Genomic DNA, 22,684 nt, shown 5'->3' on the forward strand with positions numbered 1-22,684 from the left:
CATTGATGAAAAGAAACGAACCAAAGAAAAATCTAGCCAAAAGAAACCTTCTAAAACAAGGCCCAACCCCGCCTCGTAGTTTTGGCCTAGCCACCGCGCCCTTTACTAGGCCAATACCTTAAAAACTACCAGTGAAATTCCGCCTTGTAGCTTTTCGACGTTAAGAAATTTAAGCAGGGATTAGCAAGGGCACAGGCACTGTTTGACGAAGTTTTTGGTTTAGTAATCAATAAAAAAGCAACGCCAATATTTAAACCAAAAACTAAGGAGTTTGCCTGTGTGCGGGAGGCCTTAAATTTTAGCCGAAAAGCTACACAGCGGCGGGCTTTTTTGCTTACTTTTTGGGCCTGTAGCAAAAAAGTAAGAATGGTCATATTCAATGACTTGGTATAGTAGAAACAGTAATGCTTTATTACCCAGAACTGCTTTTTTAAAATTATACATTTAACTGGCAGTAAAACGTTCATTTCTTTTCCATTGATGAAAAGAAACGAACCAAAGAAAAATCTAGCCAAAAGAAACCTTCTAAAACAAGGCCCAACCCCGCCTCGTAGTTTTGGCCTAGCCACCGCGCCCTTTACTAGGCCAATACCTTAAAAACTACCAGTGAAATTCCGCCTTGTAGCTTTTCGACGTTAAGAAATTTAAGCAGGGATTAGCAAGGGCACAGGCACTGTTTGACGAAGTTTTTGGTTTAGTAATCAATAAAAAAGCAACGCCAATATTTAAACCAAAAACTAAGGAGTTTGCCTGTGTGCGGGAGGCCTTAAATTTTAGCCGAAAAGATACTCAGCGGCGGGCTTTTTTGGTTACTTTTTGGGCCACTGACTAGGGTCAGGACAGGCCTGTAGCAAAAAAGTAAGATTGGTCATATTCAATGACTTGGTATAGTAGAAACAGTAATGCATTATTACCCAGGAATGATTTTTATAATTATACAATTAATTAGCTATTAACGTTCATTTATTCTGAGTAACTGCGCTTCAAGACAGGCCCTGACTTGCAATGCATCAGGGCAAGCCTACAGTAAGAAAGTAACAATAAAGGATAAAATGACTCCTAAAACACTTCTAATCAATCTACAACATTCAATTTTACGATCAAATAAATCAAAAGCTATAATATTGCAGTGTATATATTTAACTTTAAATACCAATCTAAAATAATGTTTATATTAGATATTTATTAAAATTTAATATTGAAATAAAAACATTATGAAATACGTTGTTATAGTAATATTTTTTTTGACAGTAATTATTCCTCCTGCTGTAAGTCAGGAATTGGATTCAATTCCTAACCTCAAATCCATACCCTATCACTCACCTTCTCCACCTCCGGAATGGGCTTTGCTACAAAGGCAAATGATGGAAGCACTCTATCCTGCCGCCATGGAGTTTGTTGAAAAATACACCAATCCAGACGGCACTTTAATCTGGAGAGACGAATGGCCGGGGATGGATGGATCTGATGACGGCTATGAAAGCTTTTATAATTTCCCCTTGTATTATGCGCTAGGTGGACCAAAAGAAATAGACCTGCTTTCAAGAAAATTATGGGAGGGTGTAACCAAGCAGTTTACCGGCTATGGTCAGATAGTAGATGAATTTGATGCCGGCTATGACTGGATGCATCATGGGGAGTCTTATACCTATTTTTATTTTTTCGGCCTGGCAGATCCTACTGATAAAAAGATGCGGGACAGGGCCATTAAATTTGCAAAATTGTATTTTGATGATGGTACCGAAAAGTCCAATTTTGACAGTAAACTGAAACTTATTCGTTCACCACTTACAGGTAGCCTTGGCCCAAGATTTATCAATACTGCTGAGGACTGGGTTACCCATAGACCCATTTTAAGCAATTACCCCCTTCCTTATGACGACATTCCCAATGTCACTTCCGGAAAAGATTGGAACAATGACAAAAAATTCCAATTTATTTTGGAGGCATTAAATAACCGCATGATGAAAGGAGATGTGCCCTTAAATTTGGCTTCAACAAGCATGATGCTGAACGCCTATATGTACAATGGGGAGGAGGAATACAAAGAATGGGTAACCTCCTATGTCAATGCTTGGATGGAAAGGACTTATAAAAACAATGGGATAATCCCGGATAATGTAGGCCTTTCCGGGGAGATTGGAGAATATATGGAGGGGAATTGGTGGGGAGGATATTATGGGTGGAAATGGCCCCATGGGGTCAAAAATAAGTTGGAAGCCACCACAATTGGCGCTTCCAATGCCTATTTGATTTCCGGAGGTGATAAATACTTGGATTTACCCAATGCCGTTATCGCATCCGTTTCAAATCAAGCAAAGGTAGAGAATGATAAAAAATTGGTGCCTCACCGATATGATGATAGGGGATGGTACGACTATCGACCCATGCAGCCCATGTATCCTACGCATTTATGGTATATGTCTCGGAAGAGCAAAGACTGGGAAAGGGTAAAAGATTTATTGGATCCTGGGGAAATGGAAAAATTGAATTATAGAAAGGGCAAAGGAGATGAAATCAATACGGCCACATGGTTAGGGTATTTAGAGGGGAAAGTTCCCACTTATCCTGTGGATATTTTAAAGGCCACGTACAATGAAATGCTTTCTAGGCTGGACCGAATAAGAAAAGACACTACTACACCTGATTTTCAGGATGTCCATCATTGGCTGAACCTGAATCCGGTCGTTTTAGAAGGAATTGTACAGACCATGCTTGGTGCCCCTAACCATATCTACCATGGAGGACTATTGCATACTTCTGTGCGCTATTTTGACCCTGAAAATAGAAGGTCAGGTATTCCAGCGGATATGGCAGCCTTGGTTGAACAAATCACAGATGCCGGTATTTCCCTAACATTGGTAAATCTACATCCTACCGAAACAAGAAAAGTAATTGTTCAAGGGGGGATGTTTGGAGAACACCATATCAAACGGGTAAATATGATAGACAAATATCCTTATCAATTTGATACAATCGATCATAAATTTTTTCAAGCTGAAATAGCACCGGGCTCAGTGGTGAAGCTGGAAATAGAAATGACCCGATTTCAAAACCCTCCGACCTATGCCTTTCCATGGCATGGAGAAAATATTCCGGAAAGGGATATAGATTATTAGCTTGGATTTGGATATAGAAAAAGATGTAAGGATATGACGCTTGCGTTAGAGATTTTGTCAGCATTGTTGCAGAAAAAAAGTAACAATACCGCCAAAATCAGTTTGTGCTTCTTACCTTAACCAAGGCTTTACAGCCTTGGCTACAAAAATGCCACCCCCAATGGGGTTTTGGGCAATTGCTTTTACCACTGAGTGGAGTTTCTGAGTTACTTCGTTTCAGGACAGGCCCTGAATAAGACAGGGTAAACATGATGAAAGAAACCAACCAAAGAAAAATTAAGCAATATAAAATTTCTACCCATCTGGCCCTTAGTTCAGCGATTGCGTTAAAAATTGCCCATCATTAATCAAATGATATCTTAACTTCCGCCTTGTAGCTTTTCGACGTTAAGAAATTTAAGAAGTGATGGCAAGGACACAGGCATGGTTGGAATAGAATTTAGAGGATGAGCCTCTAGAAATAGCAATTGCTAAAAGCGAAACCTTAGATAACGGAGTTTGCCTGTGTGCGGGAAGCCTTAAATTTTAGTCGAAAAGATACTCAGCGGCGGGGTTTTTTGCTTACTTTTTTGACCTGTAGCAAAAAAGTAAGAATGGTCTTTATAATTGAAAATGTATATGAAAATCGAAAATAAAATACAAAGATTGCACTGGAGTGCTGCATTGGATATTGTCAACTTGGTTTCTGCATTTTCAAAATGATTATTTTTGAAATTAATTGCCGTCACTGCGAACTTTTAAGGTGGGCCAATAGTGCGTGCGGCAGTCTCGCCATTGTGAGATTCCTTCGACTTTCTCTACGCAAGGCCCCTGCAAAGTCATGGAATGACGAATTTATTAATTTTCGCCTTGTAGATTTTCGGCGTTAAGAAATTTAAGCGGGGATGGCAAAGGCACAGGCACTGTTTGACGAAGTTTTTGGTTAGGGGAATACCCAATAAATAACGAAATATGCGAAAACCAAAAACTAAGGAGTTTGCCTGTGCGCGGGAGGTCTTAAATTTTAGCCGAAAAGCTACTCAGCGGCGGGGTTTTTTGTTTACTTTTTTGACCTGTAGCAAAAAAGTAAAAATAGTTTTAATATTTGACTTTGGATAGGTATACAGAATTGCTATGCAAAATGCATCATGGAAATATTGAAGTTTTTGATAAAGGTAAAGGCCTAACTTACATTAATCCGTTCATTTCTTTTCCCCTGACTTGCTACGCATCAGGACAGGCATTGATGAAAAGAAACGAACCAAAGAAAAATCTAGCCAAAAGAAACCTTCTAAAACAAGGCCCAACGCCGCCTCGTAGTTTTGGCATGGCCACCGCGCCCTGAGTTTGGCGAATGCGTTAAAAATGGCCCATCATTAATCAAATGATATATTAACTTCCGCCTTGTAGATTTTCGGCGTTAAGAAATTTAAGCGGGGATGGCAAAGGCACAGGCACTGTTTGACGAAGTTTTTGGTTAGGGGAATACCCAATAAATAACGAAATATGTGAAAACCAAAAACTAAGGAGTTTGCCTGTGCGCGGGAAGCCTTAAATTTTAGCTGAAAAGATACTCAGCGGCGGGGTTTTTTCGTTAGTTTTTTGACCTGCAGCAAAAAAGTGACAATGGTTATAATTAAAAGACTTTGTATAGTAGAAACAGAAATACAGAACTGCTTTTTTAAATTATACAATTAACTGGCTGTTAACCGTTCATTTCTTTTCCCCTGAGTTACTACGCATCAGGACAAGCCCTGAATAAGACAGGGAAAACATGAAGAAAAGAAACGAACCAAGGAAACATTTAATCAAAACTAATCAACAAAAACACATCTAACTTTTTCAATACCTTACCCGATCCTTTGTATTAAAAAGTAATCCTTCATCCTGTAGTAATTGATAAACACTGACTTTCTCCTTGATATCATTGTTGATAAAGGAACGAATTAGGTTATTATGCAACATTGAACCACCTAATTTCCCTAAGGAATGCCCATCTCGAATAAGCAATAAGGTGGAATTTAAATAAAACTCTGCCAACACATCATAACAAAATCTGGAAAGTAATTTATCATGAACCGCACCTACAATCAATACCTTACCTGTAAAATTTAATCCCCGATCATAATTCACCCCATAAACAGAGAAAGGATGGCGTTCAAACTGCTTCCATATTTCATGACTTTCTAGCATCATCCAATTTGCCAATTTAGAGGCTGGTAAATTGGAAGCTGCATTATAGGTCAATCCATAACTGTGCTCAAAAAGCTTGATTTTCAGAGCAATATCGGCTTTATCTGCTTCTACTAAAGACGGTAACAGAAACCGCCATTTTAAATAAAAATAAAAGGCCAGATCAATGTCTTCAGTCCCCGTTTGTTCCTTACAAAGGTTCTCGGAATTGTTGTACCACAAAAAACCAAGGTAGGAAGCATTTTCAAGTGGTATTGCTTCCAGGCACTGTGAAGGGTTGATAAGATTCAGGTTTTTTTGAAGGTCAAAGAGTAGGGGGTTGAAGGAAATCAAGGATTTGACATTTTTAGGGAAAAGCCCAAGGTAATAATGCAGGTAGGCAGCTGCACCGGAAAAACCCAATAAATGTACTGGCCGATCCCCAGGCAAGTCTTTACGGACCAATTCTATGTCTCTTGCTTGTTGGTCCATGTTTAGCCATTGATAAGCTTTTGCCCAATCAATTATCCCTGTAGAATTGATAATTTTCAATATGGCATCAGCCTCATTCCGGCCTTTGATATGAACGATATTAAATTCTTCCGCTAGTGGCTTGAGGTCTATGCTTTCCTGAAAATACTTGTCCAAGGGATCCTCAATTAGCAGAATGGTTTCCTTTTGCTTATCGTAGGGATGCATTAGGGTATAGCTAATTTCTATTTTCCTAGCATTCTTTAAATGATGATCCAGCGGTACTAATAGGGAGTGAGTTGTATCAAAGGGAGGAAGGTAAAAACCTGTGATTGCACTTAGAAAGAGGAGAAAAGCTATCAAAATTCGTCATTCCTTAATTTTACAACATGAAACTCTAGGATATTTTCCTTCAATGTAGGATTTGCAGGATGTGCTAGGTTTAAAAATAAACCCTTTTTAGTTACAAACCAATTATTGATCTGGTAAGTATAATCAGGTAAAGAATAGTGCTGAAGTTTTTTCAATTTGGAATCAAAAACGGTAAGTGAGGTTTTCTTTTGTAAAAATGAATTTTCTTTCCCTTTAATTGGCGCTTCCCAATTGAATCTATAAATAAGTTTCCGCCAAGGGTCGGGTATTGGAAGATAATGCGTATTGGTTATGGCATGCGAATCAATATTATCTAGGTTGATAAAAGGCAATATATGCTTTACTTCTTTTACCCTTTCAATTTTTCTTTAGCTGTGTTTATTTAGAAAATATTTCCTAATGTTTCTTCAATTCAAAAACATCAAAGGCTAGGTAATTTTCATTTTTTTTATAAGCAGCATAATTATAAGCTACCAAGCCATCTTTGGTAACAAAAAACGTATTGTTATCATAAATGGATCCAGGTAGTTCAGTTTCTCCCATGTATGAAAAGTCTTCATTCAAAATAATTACGCTCATGTTTTTGTATATATCTCCTTTGCCGGTTAAATTATCAACATTGACTCTACCTTTCAATAAAACTCTATAATACAACTTTCGGTATTTGTCCCAAATAACTGGTCCATAAGAATCAGAACCCAAAAAAAATGACCACTTTTCAAGGGATGTTTGATCAGAAAAATTTCCCTTCATTGGAACAATGATATTGGAAAAATTGCTTGCACCAAATTTTTTTTCAATACTTCCATTATTTATGTCGTATTTTGAAAGTTGGTGAGAGGAAGGATAGCTGATTATAATTTCATTTTTTATTTCATTGTAAGTAGTAAAGCTTTTTCTAAATTTTGCACCAAGCCAATTTCCACTATAATATATTTCAGGGAATGGAAGGATAAATTGTAACTTTTCAGAATTTAAATCTACTAGAGTCATAGAAAAGCTGTTTTCTTTACTAAAATCATCAAATTCAGCATCAATATTTCCACTAAAGAAAATTTTATTGTCCTTATAATGCATTGGACTGATCCCGGTAACTTCAATGGACGGATTGTATATTCGTTTTCCTTCCGGCATTTCCCGAAAAATAGGCATTTTCTTTCTAGACAGTACTTCTCCTTTCCTGTTAACTAATGAAATTGTGTAGTTTTGCGCAAATAAAAATATGGAGTCTTTATTAATATAGTTAAATCCATTGATTGAGCCTACACCACTTGGTCCCTGGGTTGGTAAGGTTAGTATTGAATCCAATTCACTTTTTTCCCAATTATAAAAATAGATTGAATTGGTTTTTTTATTCAAAAATATAAATGCTTCATTGTCTATTTTATCGCCTTGATTGATTTCGTATGATAAAATAAATGCATCGGATAATGTATCCAATGGTATCTTTTTTTCATACTTTTTTGAAAGAGTATATGAACCTTTTAAAGAATTATAAAAAGGATTTTCATTGTGAAAAGATGTATTTGAACATGAATAAAATAATAAAAAGGTTAATAAAGTATAATATATTCGCATAATACGGTAGGATAAACAATTGTAATAAAACAGCAATTAAAGACCGATTTCAACCTTTAATTGCTTTAAATATTGAAAAACAAATTATCATGGACATTGTCCTTTTACACAATCTGTAGATTCAAACCAACCGGGTACATCACAGTTATAAACCAATGTACCATTGGAATTAAACTCATCACAATGCCCGTCATTGTTGGATGGTTGGTTTAAACAACCACTTGTGCATGCACTTCCTCCTTCTGCTTCTGCATTAAATGAGTTAAATAATCCAACACTCATGGCCACTACTCCTGCGGCAACTGTAGCTTTTTGTAAAGTCATTTTCTTTCTCATGCTATTTTTTGATTTATGATTAAAAGATGTTTTAATTAAACCAATTAAAATTATTTTTCATATAAGACTAATTATATTTCCCGAGAACGGGCTGTTTTTTCCCGTGAACGAGCATTTTTATCGGATGTGGTAATGTAGTGATCTTGTGATGGGGTGATAGTTTGATGAAGTGGTTGGAGATTAGTGAAAAGGGACTGGGTTTTAGGAATTATTTGTAATTTAGCTTGATCCTCATTTCCTTTGTTAACATCTTAAACATTTCTTTTTCCTTTATGGGCCACTGGTCAAAGGGTGGGAGGTACTCTACCTTGGTTGCATTCGACCTTTGATTCATGATACGATTTATTTTGTTCCAATCTGCATCCCTTTTTTCGGTTAATTTCAAAAATTCCATAACTCGTAAAATTGTTTTTTCCCTGATGGACTGATTTTTTGAAAAGAAATCTTCGTACTTAATTTGTATCGAATTCTCACTGTTTTTTAATGATTCCTGAATAATGCTATTGACTTTATTCCAGTACCAAGCTATTTTGTGAACCCGGTTGAAATCGGGCCATTCTTTTTCCCATCCATCGCCTGGAAAGTCCTTGGGGCAGATCCTTTTCCTGTGATCGTTTTCCCCATAAAACAACATTTCCCCACCACTATCTTTTGGAGATTTAGCATAAAATGACCTGACGGAGTCTATTGGATTTCTAACCACATACAAAAACTTGATAGATGAAAATGTAGCCATTAGTTCTGGAATAAGGTATGCAGCGTGTGGATTTGATTCTATATAGGTGGTCTTTGGAGTGGAAAGCACTTGCTTTAGTAATGGTCTTCTAAATTCACATATATTTTGGCGGCTGACATCAAAAAGCAAATCTGTCCTAATTTTTTGCATACCCATGTCAAAAAAATCAGGTTGGGGCTCATGAACTGCATATACCTGACTGAAACAGGTATTAAAAAAATCCTGAAAAAAACGGGTGCCTGATCTGCCTGCACTGATGATAAAAATTGTTTCTACCTCAATGTTTTCTTTGGGTCTTGACTTCCTGCTATTATTTCCAGTTTTATCTTTAAATAAACAAGAGATAGGATTAATTTGTATTTTCCAAGCCATTATTTAGTTGGTTTAGTAGAATCATTTTCTTTTTTATTTCAGTCCATTTTGATTTGGCCACCTTAAGGCGAAAATCGTTTTGCATAATTATTTCCCTTTTTTTTACTTGAAGAGAATAGATTAAATTTACATTTACTATGCAGTTTCGGTTTATTTTGAAAAAGTTTTCCGGCAACTTATCTTCCATACTTTTAAGAGAAGAACAGCAAGAATGGCTATTTCCATTCAAACAAAAGACCGTGAGAAGGTAATCATTTACTAAAAAATGCGTTATTTTTTTCAACTCTAGTTTTAGTATGGTTTGGCTGCATTTGAGAATTAAATAGGAGTTTTCCATAAAAAAGATTTAGTAGTATAACTATATTGTTAAAGTAAAAAAAAATAGAATTTAACAAAGTAATAGGTGTTAATTTGACATTTGTATTGGAATTACATTTTTAATCTCAGAATTATGTAATAGACGATCTATTTTCTATTACGGATTAAAATTTATTTGAATATATTTTTTGTTTAATCAGTGCTTTTAAACAAAAAAAATTGAGTCCTAAATGACTTATAGCAGATCAGAATATATTTTTTCCAGTTTTTTACCTAAATGGAAGTTGTCAAACTTGTGTTCTATAAATTTTCTACCACTATTTCCCATATCCTTTCTAACCCTTGGATGTTCAATAAGGTATTTCATTTTTATTTGAAGGGCATTGATATCTTTTTCGGGAACTAGGTATCCAGTGATGCCATCCATTACTCCTTCAGGTATCCCATTGTGTAAGGTAGCAATTACCGGTAATTGCATGGCTTGGGCTTCCTGAAGTACCAGACCCTGTCCTTCGGAATTGCCATCACTCCCAGTAATGCTTGGAAGTACAAAAATGTCGGAATTTCTGTAAAAATTGATAATGTCAACCTTTTTTTTCTCTCCATAAAAGATAACCTTTTCCTCCAATCCAAGAAAGGTTACCAGTTCCATTAAAGGTTTCATCAATTCACCATCGCCCACGATGTCATAAAAGGTATTTGGGTGAAGTTCTACAAGCTGGTGAAAAGCTGAGATGGAGTAGTACAATCCTTTTTTCTCTACTAATCGCGCAACGCTTAACAGTCGAATGCAATTTTTGTCCGTTTTCTGCTTATGAGGAATAAATTCTCCAGGATTCACACCAATGGGCAAAACCACAATTTTATTCTTGTCAAATCCAGCTGAAATTGCTTTTTCCCTGATAAAATTAGAAATGACAATAAATATATCGCTATTGGAAAACAGGTTTTGATAATAGTTTTCACCCATTCCTCGATGAGTGATATCATAGCCATAAAAGGTGGTGAGCATTTTACCATCTAAAAGTCCTAGTGATCTCACAAAAACTGCTCTCAAGCCGGTAGGGCCAAAATGACAATGAATAATATCATATTTATTTTTTGATATAAATGGATAGAAGAGGGAAATCAAATATAACCGACGTATCATATCCTGATTGCGGTAAAAATCCTGAGAATCAAGTAACTTAACCAATTTTCGAACAGCCGGCTTAATATTTACCAACACAAAGAATTTTAGCCAAGCCCATATTTTGTTTTGGGGTACTTTAGGTGGATAAAAAGTATGCTGGAGTAATCCTAATCGGTGAATCTCATCATGTACTTTAGTTTCTTCAGACTTGCCTGCCGGAAAAATATCCACCTTATGGCCTGCCTCAATCAAATAACTAATTTGGTTGAGTATAAATGTTTCGGATAATTTGGGGAAACGCTCAACTAAGAACGCAATTTTTAATTTTTTTGAAGTTTCATTCATTTTCTAAAGCTTGTTTTTAAGTGACTCGATGGAATGAAAGTCAAGAAGGTATTTTATGTCTTTTTTAGATAATTCGTTATATCCGACTTTTGAAAAGCACAAAAAGTCCCCCTCAAACTGATAAACCTGATAGTCATTGTAAAGAAATAAAAGTGCTGCTTTTAATTCTTCCCGGTTCAAGTGTTTCATTTCAAATAATATAAGAGAGGGTTTAAATCTGGTCAAATCCAATTGTCTAAGTATTTTCCAGTCGTGGCCTTCACAATCTATCCGCAATAGATCGATTTGTTGAATTCCATGCTTTTGAAGCAAAGTTTTCAGGGTAATTCCCTTTATGCTTGTGGAAACAATAAAGGGGGTTAAAATACTGTTCAGATGTTTACTGATATGGTTTTTGTCAAAGGAGCCCAATTGGTCATACCAGTCCGGAAGATTGCCTAGGATGTATTTGGCCTTTTGGTCTACCCAATAAAATTCCTGCCTTGTGCCATTATTGATGGCGGTGTTTTCGAATAAAAACCTAGTTGAATCGGGGTAATGGGTCTTTAGTTTTTCAAATAGGTAGGGAACGGGCTCTACGAAAAGCATTTTCCATTTTTTATTTTTTAAAATAGACTTATGAAGTGGGTCTTTGGTTTTGCCGTCATTGGCTCCAATTTGTACTACCGTCCAGTTTTTCTTATTCCCAGTAATATGAATCCAGTACTCAACCTGGGATTTAATCTTCAATTTAGGATTCAATTTTTTAGTTAAATTTGTAAAATAATTTAAGATTGAGACCATTCTTGGATTTTGTTGTTTAACTCCTTTTTCCCCAGTGATTTAATATAAAGAATGTCGTTCCATTTTCCCTGGTCTTCACGATTACTATGGAAACTACTATTGATTCCACGGGGATGAGATAGATGGAACAATGGCCCGTCTATGCGGTTATGGTTGTAACCTAGCCCTTTCCATCGGTGTATTCGCTCTCCATCTTCCCTTCCCCACCCGTAAAAGTTCGGGTTTTCAATCCCCGTTGCCTTGTAATCCTGAAGGTTTGCAAGAAAAGCACCACCTATGGGGTCAGGTCTATACATTGACATCATTTTAGCTTTGTGTGAAGTAAATACTGTAAGATCCCGATTTTTTATAAAAATTTCCCTAAGGATCATACCCGTATCTAAAAATTCTTTGGCATAGGGAAAAACGAAACTTGATTCGCCATCATTTATGCATTTTAGGGCTGCTATGATTTGTTTTGGTGGAATGATAACATCACAGTCCCAAATAGCCACATATGGTGTCTTAGAAAACCCTACCAATGTATTGATGTATTTTGTCCGGTGGAAGATATCGTCCCTATCTTCTTCAAACCAATAATTTATTTTGTTCCCTGCAAAAGCAGGAATAATCCCAGTTTTATAAGCGGAAGCTTCGAGGACTAAAATAGGAGAGCGTAAGTGATGGTGTAGAAAGTCTATCACCACCATTAGGTTTTCCAGCCGAATGACAGAATCCAACCGGACAGGAATAAGAAAGCTGATATCTTGCAGAGACGCTTTATTCATGTTGAGGATCTTTAATTTGTTTCAAAAAAAGGAGAGCGTAATGAATTCCTGTAATTCCGTAAATAAACCCCATTTCGTTTTCTGGATTTTTTTCGGTGGCTCTCCAATACTCGGATTTCTCCAGATGTTGCATCGCTAGTTGTACGTTTTTTTCATCATTAAACAAGCCCTTCCAATCATCTATTTTCAACCCTACTTGCTTGTCTAATAAAATCAAACCGGAAAGACCGTTTTCTACATACAGGCTTTTATTTCCAAGCCTAAAAGAAGTGATTGAAGCACTATTTAATTTTTCTTGCAGAAGTCGGGTGTGTGCTGACCAATCCTCATGTGCCACCTTGCTCATTCCGTAAAGTAAACTGAGACAGTTACCTAGATTTTGGGGAATTAAGGAAAGCAGCAGAGAAGAAATGTTGCGAATCATTTGTCGGGTTTTGTTGGGCATTATGTTTAGGCGGTTGATTTCACCCAATACATACAAGTAATTGGGTAGGTCCCAGAAAAGGTTAAATTCTTTTGGCTCAGTAAAATTTCCACTGTTTTCTTCGGCCATTAGGTGGATGCGGTTGATCAGTAAAACTGCAAGAGAAGTGAATATTTCACTGTTTACCTTCTCTGGCGCATTTTTAGGCTGGACTGAAACACGGTCGAGGATATAGATCAGGTAGCCTAAAATTCCACGCTTTAAGCCAAATTCAAGCTCGTTCGTTTTTTCAGAAATAACCTTGAAAAGGATTGTGTCTATTTCCATTAGCAATTCATCGGCATTACCCTCCAAATAACCTCTTTTGATTAATTGGTTAATTCCCCAGGCAATTCCTGCCAATCCATTGTCAAACGAGGTCGGCATCGGGTTTTGGTGAATAAAATTGTACCCTTCATGTAGTAAATGTTCCGCTGCATGCTGGTATTTTGGTTCTTCGCACTGTTGAAAGGCTTCAAAGAAGTAAAGGCAAAGGCCAAACTTGCCTTTAAAGAGTCCAGGATTTTCGAGGCTGGTGTAATGTCCCAACAATAGCTCATCTCGTGTATGGAAAAGTTGTGTAACCTTATTCATCTGTTATTTTTACAGGGTGGTAAAGTTTATTTTTCAAATTCCCTGTTTTTTCGAAAACGGGTCTCCATCGCATGGTGCCGTCGGAAAGTATACCTCTTTTGTTAGGTGTATTTTCCGAATAAAATTTGTTTTCAAGGCCTTCGGGTACAAATTCCCCTTTCCCACCAAAGTCTTGGATGGAAAATCCACTTTCATAAAGCAGGGTAGGAATGAGTACTTCATGATGCCCGCACCACTTGCTTAAGAGTGCTTTGTGAAGTAATTCTAAAGCTTGACGTGAAATTCGGTAGATGGGGTTAAAGGACCGGATCCGTTGCTCTTGTGGGATAACGGTGTAGGGATGGGCCAGGGCAGGCCACCAGGGCCATTCCGGTTCTTCTTTATAGCGACGGATGTGACTGCTTATAAAATCAGTATCAATAGAGGAAAAATCCTCAAAAAAGGATTTCCAGTCCCCCGAGAATTCCACGTCGTCTTCAATGCACCAATAGTAATCGTAATGTGGATGAGAAAGGTAGAATTTTAGCAAGGGGAAATGATTGCTGCCAGGTACCAGGGTAAAGCCTAGGGGGAAATAATTCAAAGAGCTTAAGACTTCATCGTCAAAGATGTGCGTATTCACGTCTTCTAAGTTTGGATTAGAATTATCCCCTAGCAAATGGTACAACACCACTGTATCTCCCATATTTTGGGTAGCTGTAAACAGCTTATGGTATTTTTGAATTAAAGGGAGTGAGGTTTTATTGGTGAGGATTAAAAAAGATTGTTTTAGCGAAGTATTTTTGCCCATTGAGAAATTATTTTATGTTAGGTAAGTCAAAAACAGCAATTCCTGGATCTTCATCTGTGGTGATGCCATATAATTTTTGGGATTCCTCGTCTACCGCCAATCCTCTGATAGAAATATCCAATATAATTTTTAATAAAATATTACCCTCCAAATTAAAAACATAGATATCATTGGCGATTTCACTACTTTCCCTTAATTGTTTTTCTGTTTTACCGGTATATAACCCAAAAATATAGTTTTTAGATATGGCAATGTCCAAATAGGCCAAAGGTTCAGTTATATCTACAATTAATGCGCCAGATGAGCCACTAGAATTAACAATAGTAAATTTGGGAATGTAATTGAAGGGGCCATCTGTGATATAAATGCTTCCGTTCTCTTTGTTTAAAATTTCAATCCTATCTCTATAACCACCAGCGGATGCATAAATATTATTTAGCTGGTTTCCTTTATACCAACCCATATGTAAATCCGACATCATATAATTGGTTAGGTCTTCTCTTACTAAATGATCTTCCCATTTTCCATAATTTGCTAAGCGCCTTCCATCAATCGAAAATTCTACAAACTGATGGGGGTCATTTACCATGCGGCACATAACTGTACTATCGGAGGACCAAGCCATGGCCATGGCCATAAAGAAGTCTCCTTCTTGTTTGATCTGATTTTTTAACAAGGATGTCGAATCATTAAGGGCGAATTCTGAAAAATGCTTTGACATGGCGCTATAAACCCAAAAAGTATTATCATTGTCACCTAAATCAATTCCTGATACGTCAGAAACTTCACCAGGTCCAAAGCCTCTTTTACCGAAAGGCCGCAAATATTCCATGTTTTTTGCATCTACGATATGTATCGGAGGATAGGCTTCAGGTATTCTTCTGCTTTCACCAATGATTAATTTATTGTTTTTAACGAAAATTTTTAACGGAATTTTTATTGCTTCGAAAAAGAATTTTTTGCCAGCCAGGTTTACTGTTCTAGGTATCGTTTTTTCAGTAAAGCTTTTTAAATTATCAGATTTCAATTTGTCTTCTGAACAATTTGTAAAGCATAATAGTACAATGATTAATATTGCCACATTTATTAAAACCTGATTTGTGTTTTGAGTTAAATTCACAACAGTATTAATTTTATAATTCCATAAAATTCTTCACGATAAACCGTATTATTTTAACCAACCCAATTTAATCTTAGAAAAAATATTTCTTACTTTGAAGCCTTTTAACTACTATTTACCATAGATTATTAATGATTCGAACAGGTATCACCTGGAAAATCTCTTTGAACTTTTCTGTCCTGTGACCATATGATTCCAGATTCATCCGTACAATACATAGTGCCTGGGCAACACATATAGCCACAACCTCCATCTGCTTCTACATTAAAAGAATTAAATAATCCAACACTCATGGCCACTACTCCTGCGGCAACTGTAGCCTTTTGTAAAGTTATTTTCTTTTTCATGGTATTTTTGGGTTTATGGTTAAAAGATGTTTTAATTAAACCAATTAAAATTATTTTTCATAAAGGATTAATTATATTTATTGTGAACTTGGTTCTTTTTCCCGTGAACGGGCATATTTATCGGATATGGTGATATTGTGATGGTGTGATTGGGTTTTAATTATTAATTGTAATTTAGCTTGATGCTCATTTCCTTTAAATTCCTTAAACATTTCTTTTTCCCTTGATGGCCTTATTTTTTAAAAATTAATATTCATAATTAATTTATAGCGAATTCTCACTGTTTTACAAGGATTCCTGAATAATGCCATTGACTTTATTCAAGTACCAGACTGTTTTGTGAACCCGATTGAATTCGGGCCATACTTTTTCCGATTAAAGCTATTTTAGTGTATAAAAGGCTAATATGAAATCCACCTCGTCTTCCGCTAACGATACCAGTAGGGGATGATTTCTAGGCGAGGTACTTCTTGTCTTATTTAAAAACTCTTCGGGATAGTGGCAAGTTATGATTTGGTCATCTTTTAAGTATTTTACATTTAAATAAGGCAATAATCTGTCCAGATCATTATTCGTATTCGCTACGGAATAGGAAGTATCATTGAACCTTTTATAGATCAGCGTACTCCGGCGGTTGTTCTCCCTGAAGCAGGTAATTAAATAGTCCTTATTTACATGCATATTGGGCATATGGAATAGATAGTTTTGCATAAATTCAAAATTATTAAGAATTTCCGAGTCATGTTTTTCAAAAATACCTAGTGGAAATTTTCTAGAAGATTCAAAATTCAGGTACATTTTTTCCAATAGGGTGCCTTTGTTAAAAACATAAATCGTGTCGGAGAAACGTGTAGTGAAAAACTCTTGATTATTATGCAACGCAAGATTGTTTCTCTCCGCAAAAAACGGCGTGTATTCTAGTTTATCAATAGACTCAAAAATAGGTAAAATCTTTCCACCTTTGTGTTGGAATAAAATGTAGTCTCTATATTTAGCTTCTCTAGAATTTATTTTTTGTGGTACATATAATATAATGGTTTGATCATCCTTGACAAGAAACTTATAACCTCCTCTTATAGGCATTGGAATTTCTCTTATAAATCTTCCTTCAAAATCATAGTAGATTAGTTTTTTGGTAGAGAGTAGGACGATTAGTTTTTCTTTTTGGATTATTTCAAAATCGTCTAATTGGGTGTATTGACCAGGGCCTTCACCAAAGGAACCCGCAGTTCCCAAAAACTTCCCTCTTTTATCTAATACCACAACTCTTGGCTTTTGGTAAAAGTCTCCCATAAAAATATGGTCATCTGTCAGGATGAGTTTATCCACTTGTCCTATATAGGATTCAGGAGGTAATTGTACTGTCAAATAGCTTACTTCCTTAAAAACCTCAGATAAATTTTCAATGTTTTTCTGAGGTATAGGTATGGACGTAAGTTTGCTTTCGGAATTATTTGCTACCTTTTCTCTAACACAAGATAAGCAAAAGAAAACAAGCAATCCCGCCAATTGCAATGTTGGAAATAATGATATGGAAAATTTCATGTCATTATCCTAAAACCATCCACAAGCTACGCTACAAGGTAGTTGCTCCCAAGGTTCGCATGTGAAATCACCTGACTCACGGCATTTTTTTACGGCAAATGAACAGTTTGGATCATATTGGTTGCACTCATCGTTTTGCTTGTACCAAGTACATCCACCCTCGGCCTCTGCATTAAAGGAATTAAATAATCCAACACTCATGGCTACTACTCCTGCGGCAACTGTAGCTTTTTGTAAAGTTATTTTCTTTTTCATGCTATTTTTTGGTTTATGGTTAAAAGATGTTTTAATTAAACCAATTAAAATTATTTTTCATATAGGAATATTCATTTTAACTGTGATCCGGATTCGTTTTCCCGTGAATAGCCATTTCAGCCTTGTTATTACATGTATGAAGACTGCAATGAGAAGAAAATCAGGAATTTGTGATACAGAGATTGAGTGAGTTGGTGATGGGGTGATAGAGTGATGTAGTTATGTTGTGATGGGGTGATTTAGTGATCTGTGATGGGGGTGTTTTGGGATTGGGGACCCTAATATTAAAAGGTTATTGGCTATTTGAGGATTAATTTTCATGTTCAACCTTCAAGCCTACCTGAAAAAGCCGAAAATAATCCTGCTCTATTTCTTCGTTCGGTTTTTCCATCATCCAGAGTTCACCGTTTCGAAGAACCATGGAACTGGCTATCAATCCTTTTGGTTCAAAATCATTTAGGCTATTTCCATTAGTATCAAAAATAGCAATTCTATGTGGGTATTTTTCTTGCATTCTATCCCAAAACAACCTTGCTTCCTCTGGTAACTTGCTTAAAAAAGTCTCTTCTATGTCCAGTCTTTCATAACCAGGGAAATAGGCGATAATAAAGTATTTATCTAATTTTTTTATATTCCGTATTTTTCCAGAAGTTTTTGAGTGTCCAAAGAATCTTACATCGTCAGAATATGTGTCTGAACCCTTATGATAACGGCAATCAGGCAGCTCTAGTGGAATCTTGGATACCAAGGTATAGGGTTTAGTATTTTGAAAGACGTAAATGGTTGGTTCCACTCCAAATACTACATAAATCAAGTTACCAGATACGGTATAGGAAGGTTCCCAGGCACTGCGAAAAAAGAATTTACCACTGCGAAAGATACTAGTTTCAGGAAACGAAATAATTGGTTCATTCTCTCCTGTTTTCGGATTAAGCAAAATTAAAGGACAATGCTTTTCGTAAAAGTGACTCTCGCTATTAGAAATAGTTTGAGATGATGGATTAAAATATAAATACAGGTCTTCAATTTCTTCCAATCCTTGACCTAATCCAATTCGAGAAAAACTTTGATTTGGGATTTCACTATGTTTGACCATTTGTTGTAGCTTTCCATCAAAATTGTAAGTCAAAAAACCTTTTGACCCATAAGCTAGAAATGAATTACTTCCATGGAATTTAAGAGGAGCGATAAGATTTCCATAATTATCAGGAACATCCCCCCATTTGGAAAAAGAAGTTTCGATGGAACCATCAAAATTAGCAATTGAGATAATTTGGGAGGTCTCTTTGTGCTCCATAAAGAGGATTCTTTTTGATACAGGATCTATATCATGTACTGTTGGGTTACCTAAATATTCAATCTTTATACTGTCTAGTTTTAAGAAGGTGAACTTTTCATTAGACTGATGGAAAGCTGTTAAATCCGTATTTCTTTTCCTTAAATCACAGGAAATCAAAATAAAGCTTAACAATATAAAGTACTTCATCAGGTCAATTGAGTTTTGATGTTGAAAACTAGCTTCCTAATAACGCCAATAAAATATTATCCACCTGCAATAAAAAGTAATGCTATAACTTTCAAAGTAACAATACGCCTTTCAACTGAAGTAACCTAGCCTTTGAGATTTGCCTCACTTTGTGAAACGTTTTTTTCGATATGCAATCCAGTTCCATGATGAAATAATAGGTATGTCCACAAGTTCGGCTATTTGCAGATCATCCATAAATCTTAGACAATAGGCATTTTTCGAGCGCTTCCTCTGCTACTTGGTTTAATTGGGTTAAATATAATAATTTATTTTTAATTTTTTAGTTTAAAGGGCTTTGAGGATGGGATTTGGTGATGGGGTGATAAAGTGATGTTGTGATGTGGTGATAGTGTGAGGTAATGATAAAGTGAGTTTGTGATCTTGTAATGTGGTATTAGGTTTAGGAGACTTTAATATTCGTCTTTATGCTTAACTAGGATTTATTAAACAAAAGTAAATTGAGCTTTACCAGTCTTCAGGCAAGTCTAGTGACCAAACGTCATTGACTAGGGGAGGGAGCATGCCTCCGGCAATAAATATTTTATCTTGGAAAACAAAAGCGGAATGTTCGTGTCGGCCGGGCCAGGTAATTTCTGGTTTGTATTCAGTCCAGTTTATACCATCCCTGCTGTACCAAACATCTCCCCAGTTTTTGTAAGGGTTGTTGGACCAGCCGCCCATTACCCAGATGCAGTCCCTGTATACGACAGATGAAAACCATATCCGCTCATGCCATGGGGCAGCTTGGGTTACCTGTTCCCAATTTATGCCGTCTTCTGTGACCCAAACATCATTTTTTGCATGGTATTCAGGGGTGTAATTCCCACCTCCAAAAACATACATCTTTCCATTGAGCACAGCGGACTGATGGTAAGCTCTTGGAGACCAGCCAGCATCGGCAGTGGCCAATTCCCAATCCTTCCCATTTTCGCTAACCCACACATCGTTTTTAAGGCTTTTATCATCTCCAAAATAGTAATTCTCTATACCACCCATTAACCATAGCTTGCCTTTGAATTCCATTACAGTTGCTGCAATTCTAGGTGTCCAGGAAGCTGCTTTCTTTTCCAATTTCCAGTCTGCTCCATTTGTGGAGGACCAGACACTGTTGCTTGCAGAATGTCCTTCCAGCCGGCCATTGTACCAGCCACCTGTGATCCACATTTTGTCATCAAAAACAAAAGTCATGGGCAGGTCGCTGTGGATCCATGGTGCATTGGATGCCTCTTTTTCCCAGTCCTTTCCATTGGCAGATGACCACACATCTCTTGGTGGGGCATGGTGGGAATCAAACCAGCCACCTAAAATCCAGAGTTTGTTGTTGTAAACCAGTTCTCCCTGTGAATCCCTGGCTTGCCAGTCTGCCTTTTCGCTCACCTTTTCCCAATTGGGCAAAGGGTTTTGGGCTTTTAGGCCATTTACCAAAAGACTAAAAAAAAGTAATGTAAGGAGACATGGTTTTCTGTTCATAATTGTGAGTGCATATTTTGTTATAACAGGATATACAGTTATAGTTTAGTATTGATCATTGGCTATCTAATATAAATATAAAAAAATGTATTTTTAATTTTTTTCGGCCTTATGGAAATTAGTAAAATGGAATTCTCAATGGCGTTAAAAACAAAAAACTGTTTGACGCCATTTCGGCGGAGTTTTTTTTGTTTAGCCAGGGAGGATTTCATTTTGCGTGAAGATTTACATACAGCCTTGATCTTTTTGGTTCGTTTTTGGATCAAGGCCTGCCCTAATTTTTCTATCCCTCAGGGCCAAATATGAACAGGTAGAAAAATGGCTAAATTTCTACCTTTGCCTTCATTTCCTAGCTTAATACTCATTAATTTGAAACAGAACTTATAAATCAAATAATGCCAATTATTAAATAATGTAATTATTTTTTTTAGCGACTACATCAAATAACAAATATTAGTACGTCCATCCCTCGATTTACTAATTTACTCTTTTTCCAATGCCCAATGAATACTATTGATCACCAATTGAATAAAGGGTGCTTGTTTGAAATCCGTAGGATAGCCCAATGAGGTGTAAAAAACCTTTCCACCATAAGCTGTTTTTCTTGTCCATGCTATAGGTTCGGTGTCGGATTTTCCTCTTGGCTTGCCATTGAGTAAAACTACCGCATTTGGGTCAATGATGGGCTTAACTTTGTACACCTGACCCTTGCTCTTCCAGTTTTTTAAGTCAAGACTATTTAGAATAGAATGATTTTCAGCCCCAGGGTAAGCACTTACAATTGTCCCTAATTTCTCAGGAAAATAGCCATTGTTCTCACAACCCAATATGTCCGGTACAAAACCCCACCATCCTTCAAAACCGGGCTCCACTTCATCTCTAACCGAAAACCCATGATTGGCTGTTCGCAAACCCACCAATGGCTTACCAGATCTTAGGTAATTTTTGATGCTTGTCATTTGGTCAAAAGGCAGGGCCAGTCTTCTGCAAAAGACAACCAAAAGGTCCGCTTCTTTAAGTATCTCAAGATTAGGAAAGCGGTAGGCGCCATGTGTACCCTCACCTTTGAGCACGGTTATTTTTAAGTTTTCATATTTTTTATCCAGCATCTCAGCAAAAGGAGGGACCGTAATGTGGGCTTCATAGTTTAAAGGGTCCTCACTGATTAGAAAGACAACATGTTTTGGTTTATTGGCTAGTAAAGCTTTTGCAAACATTGCTCTAGGTAAGCCAATAACACCGCAAACTAAAAGTACGACCAAGAGGGAATTATGGTTTTTCATTATATGGTAAAAATGGTTGATAGAAAGTGGATTTGAATTTCAATTAGTAAAACCTGAGAATTTAAATTTGTACGGTTACGTTACCTAAATATTGTTTAAAATTTTTAAGTATTGAAATTTCAGGCTAAAAAATATGGGTTATGTAATGATTTTTACCCGACCCTGAGCGGAAGGGGTAGGTGTAAAGATCACACCACCCTAAGGCTTCGGCTCCGCTCAGCCACCGGGAATTTAACAATAGCAACAACTTTGGTCAATCAAAATTATAGTGGCACATGGACTATCCCCTTTTATAATTTACTCGAGAATTTAGGTGCTCCAGAGGAGCAATATTTTTGTAGCATATGAAGTTAGATTCGATTATTAGCTCCAGAGGAGCGGCACCTTTTGATTTATAACGTTCCAATAAAGGCTCCTTATATAGTATGCTATCGCAAGAAGCGCGGGGGCATGCCAGAGAACGAGGCGGCGTCGGGCCATGTGGGGAGGAGTTTTCTGTTGGCTTGATTTTTCTTTGCTTCGTTTCTTTTCATCGAAGCCTGCCCTGATGCGAAGCAAGTCAGGGGAAAAGAAATGAAGAGGTTGAAAATATCTTTGCAGAGGGAATTAAAATTTTAACCTCTCCAATAGGCTAAGCCAAATACCCTATCATCAAACCACCCTAAGGCTTCGGCTCCACTCAGCCACCGAGTTGAATTGTGGTTATTTACTTTGATGCGTCTAACACACCTTTTTCATTGCAATGGGACTGCCTGTATTTCTTTCAAACAAAACCTACAAGGCAGAATAAAATACGAATAATGCCATAG

The 22,684-nt window shown here is 36.7% G+C and carries 17 protein-coding genes; 1 reads left to right on the plus strand and 16 read right to left on the minus strand.

All coding sequences use genetic code 11. The features are described 5' to 3' along the window. Positions 1-1,214: 1,214 nt before the first annotated feature. Complete coding sequence (locus AAC073_RS19950) at positions 1,215-3,119, plus strand: hypothetical protein (RefSeq protein WP_339925572.1); 1,905 nt, start codon at positions 1,215-1,217, stop codon at positions 3,117-3,119. A gap of 1,821 nt (positions 3,120-4,940) precedes the next feature. Here the strand turns inward: AAC073_RS19950 and AAC073_RS19955 are convergent. From AAC073_RS19955 to AAC073_RS20030, 16 genes are all read right to left on the minus strand, one after another. After that, positions 4,941-6,104: a hypothetical protein gene (locus AAC073_RS19955; RefSeq protein ID WP_339925573.1), complete on the minus strand. Its 1,164-nt coding sequence runs from the start codon at positions 6,102-6,104 to the stop codon at positions 4,941-4,943. Between the two features lie 405 nt (positions 6,105-6,509). Further along, positions 6,510-7,691, minus strand: coding sequence for a DUF4221 family protein (locus tag AAC073_RS19960; RefSeq protein WP_339925574.1), 1,182 nt, complete (start codon positions 7,689-7,691; stop codon positions 6,510-6,512). An 87-nt stretch (positions 7,692-7,778) separates the two neighbouring features. Next, positions 7,779-8,027, minus strand: coding sequence for a hypothetical protein (locus tag AAC073_RS19965; RefSeq protein ID WP_339925575.1), 249 nt, complete (start codon positions 8,025-8,027; stop codon positions 7,779-7,781). Positions 8,028-8,235: 208 nt separating this feature from the next. Next, positions 8,236-9,135 carry a sulfotransferase domain-containing protein gene (locus AAC073_RS19970; RefSeq protein WP_339925576.1) on the minus strand — a complete coding sequence of 300 codons (900 nt, stop codon included), beginning with the start codon at positions 9,133-9,135 and terminating at the stop codon, positions 8,236-8,238. 553 nt (positions 9,136-9,688) lie between these two features. Next, the gene (locus AAC073_RS19975; RefSeq protein WP_339925577.1) at positions 9,689-10,930 is read right to left on the minus strand and encodes a glycosyltransferase; all 1,242 of its coding nucleotides are present in this window, start codon (positions 10,928-10,930) and stop codon (positions 9,689-9,691) included. Positions 10,931-10,933: 3 nt separating this feature from the next. Beyond that, entirely contained in the window at positions 10,934-11,659 is a 726-nt protein-coding gene (locus AAC073_RS19980) for an FkbM family methyltransferase (protein ID WP_339925578.1), read from the minus strand. Positions 11,660-11,697: 38 nt separating this feature from the next. Then, positions 11,698-12,480 carry a galactosyltransferase-related protein gene (locus tag AAC073_RS19985; RefSeq protein ID WP_339925579.1) on the minus strand — a complete coding sequence of 261 codons (783 nt, stop codon included), beginning with the start codon at positions 12,478-12,480 and terminating at the stop codon, positions 11,698-11,700. Beyond that, on the minus strand, positions 12,473-13,537 hold the full coding sequence (locus AAC073_RS19990; protein WP_339925580.1) for a lanthionine synthetase LanC family protein: 1,065 nt from the start codon (positions 13,535-13,537) through the stop codon (positions 12,473-12,475). The genes AAC073_RS19985 and AAC073_RS19990 overlap by 8 nt, the downstream gene beginning before the upstream one ends. After that, entirely contained in the window at positions 13,530-14,327 is a 798-nt protein-coding gene (locus tag AAC073_RS19995; protein WP_339925581.1) for a hypothetical protein, read from the minus strand. Before AAC073_RS19995 ends, AAC073_RS19990 begins: the two co-directional genes overlap by 8 nt. Before the next feature lie 7 nt (positions 14,328-14,334). Then, on the minus strand, positions 14,335-15,354 hold the full coding sequence (locus AAC073_RS20000) for a BF3164 family lipoprotein (RefSeq protein ID WP_339925582.1): 1,020 nt from the start codon (positions 15,352-15,354) through the stop codon (positions 14,335-14,337). 221 nt (positions 15,355-15,575) lie between these two features. Beyond that, positions 15,576-15,794, minus strand: coding sequence for a hypothetical protein (locus AAC073_RS20005; RefSeq protein WP_339925583.1), 219 nt, complete (start codon positions 15,792-15,794; stop codon positions 15,576-15,578). 381 nt (positions 15,795-16,175) lie between these two features. Continuing rightward, entirely contained in the window at positions 16,176-17,339 is a 1,164-nt protein-coding gene (locus AAC073_RS20010) for a 6-bladed beta-propeller (RefSeq protein WP_339925584.1), read from the minus strand. Positions 17,340-17,348: 9 nt separating this feature from the next. Continuing rightward, positions 17,349-17,594, minus strand: coding sequence for a hypothetical protein (locus AAC073_RS20015; RefSeq protein WP_339925585.1), 246 nt, complete (start codon positions 17,592-17,594; stop codon positions 17,349-17,351). 310 nt (positions 17,595-17,904) lie between these two features. Further along, positions 17,905-19,080 carry a hypothetical protein gene (locus AAC073_RS20020; protein WP_339925586.1) on the minus strand — a complete coding sequence of 392 codons (1,176 nt, stop codon included), beginning with the start codon at positions 19,078-19,080 and terminating at the stop codon, positions 17,905-17,907. A gap of 507 nt (positions 19,081-19,587) precedes the next feature. Beyond that, the gene (locus AAC073_RS20025) at positions 19,588-20,592 is read right to left on the minus strand and encodes a galactose oxidase (RefSeq protein ID WP_339925587.1); all 1,005 of its coding nucleotides are present in this window, start codon (positions 20,590-20,592) and stop codon (positions 19,588-19,590) included. Positions 20,593-21,074: 482 nt separating this feature from the next. Then, positions 21,075-21,875 carry a ThuA domain-containing protein gene (locus AAC073_RS20030; RefSeq protein ID WP_339925588.1) on the minus strand — a complete coding sequence of 267 codons (801 nt, stop codon included), beginning with the start codon at positions 21,873-21,875 and terminating at the stop codon, positions 21,075-21,077. Positions 21,876-22,684 lie beyond the last annotated feature (809 nt).

The organism is uncultured Cyclobacterium sp., assembly GCF_963977555.1.
Lineage (GTDB): Bacteria > Bacteroidota > Bacteroidia > Cytophagales > Cyclobacteriaceae > Cyclobacterium.

Coding starts and splice junctions, on each gene's coding strand:
- AAC073_RS19950 (WP_339925572.1), top strand. CDS start 1,215: ATGAAATACGTTGTTATAGTAATATTTTTTTTGACAGTAATTATTCCT.
- AAC073_RS19960 (WP_339925574.1), bottom strand. CDS start 7,691: ATGCGAATATATTATACTTTATTAACCTTTTTATTATTTTATTCATGT.
- AAC073_RS19965 (WP_339925575.1), bottom strand. CDS start 8,027: ATGAGAAAGAAAATGACTTTACAAAAAGCTACAGTTGCCGCAGGAGTA.
- AAC073_RS19970 (WP_339925576.1), bottom strand. CDS start 9,135: ATGGCTTGGAAAATACAAATTAATCCTATCTCTTGTTTATTTAAAGAT.
- AAC073_RS19975 (WP_339925577.1), bottom strand. CDS start 10,930: ATGAATGAAACTTCAAAAAAATTAAAAATTGCGTTCTTAGTTGAGCGT.
- AAC073_RS19985 (WP_339925579.1), bottom strand. CDS start 12,480: ATGAATAAAGCGTCTCTGCAAGATATCAGCTTTCTTATTCCTGTCCGG.
- AAC073_RS19990 (WP_339925580.1), bottom strand. CDS start 13,537: ATGAATAAGGTTACACAACTTTTCCATACACGAGATGAGCTATTGTTG.
- AAC073_RS19995 (WP_339925581.1), bottom strand. CDS start 14,327: ATGGGCAAAAATACTTCGCTAAAACAATCTTTTTTAATCCTCACCAAT.
- AAC073_RS20005 (WP_339925583.1), bottom strand. CDS start 15,794: ATGAAAAAGAAAATAACTTTACAAAAGGCTACAGTTGCCGCAGGAGTA.
- AAC073_RS20010 (WP_339925584.1), bottom strand. CDS start 17,339: ATGAAATTTTCCATATCATTATTTCCAACATTGCAATTGGCGGGATTG.
- AAC073_RS20015 (WP_339925585.1), bottom strand. CDS start 17,594: ATGAAAAAGAAAATAACTTTACAAAAAGCTACAGTTGCCGCAGGAGTA.
- AAC073_RS20020 (WP_339925586.1), bottom strand. CDS start 19,080: ATGAAGTACTTTATATTGTTAAGCTTTATTTTGATTTCCTGTGATTTA.
- AAC073_RS20025 (WP_339925587.1), bottom strand. CDS start 20,592: ATGAACAGAAAACCATGTCTCCTTACATTACTTTTTTTTAGTCTTTTG.
- AAC073_RS20030 (WP_339925588.1), bottom strand. CDS start 21,875: ATGAAAAACCATAATTCCCTCTTGGTCGTACTTTTAGTTTGCGGTGTT.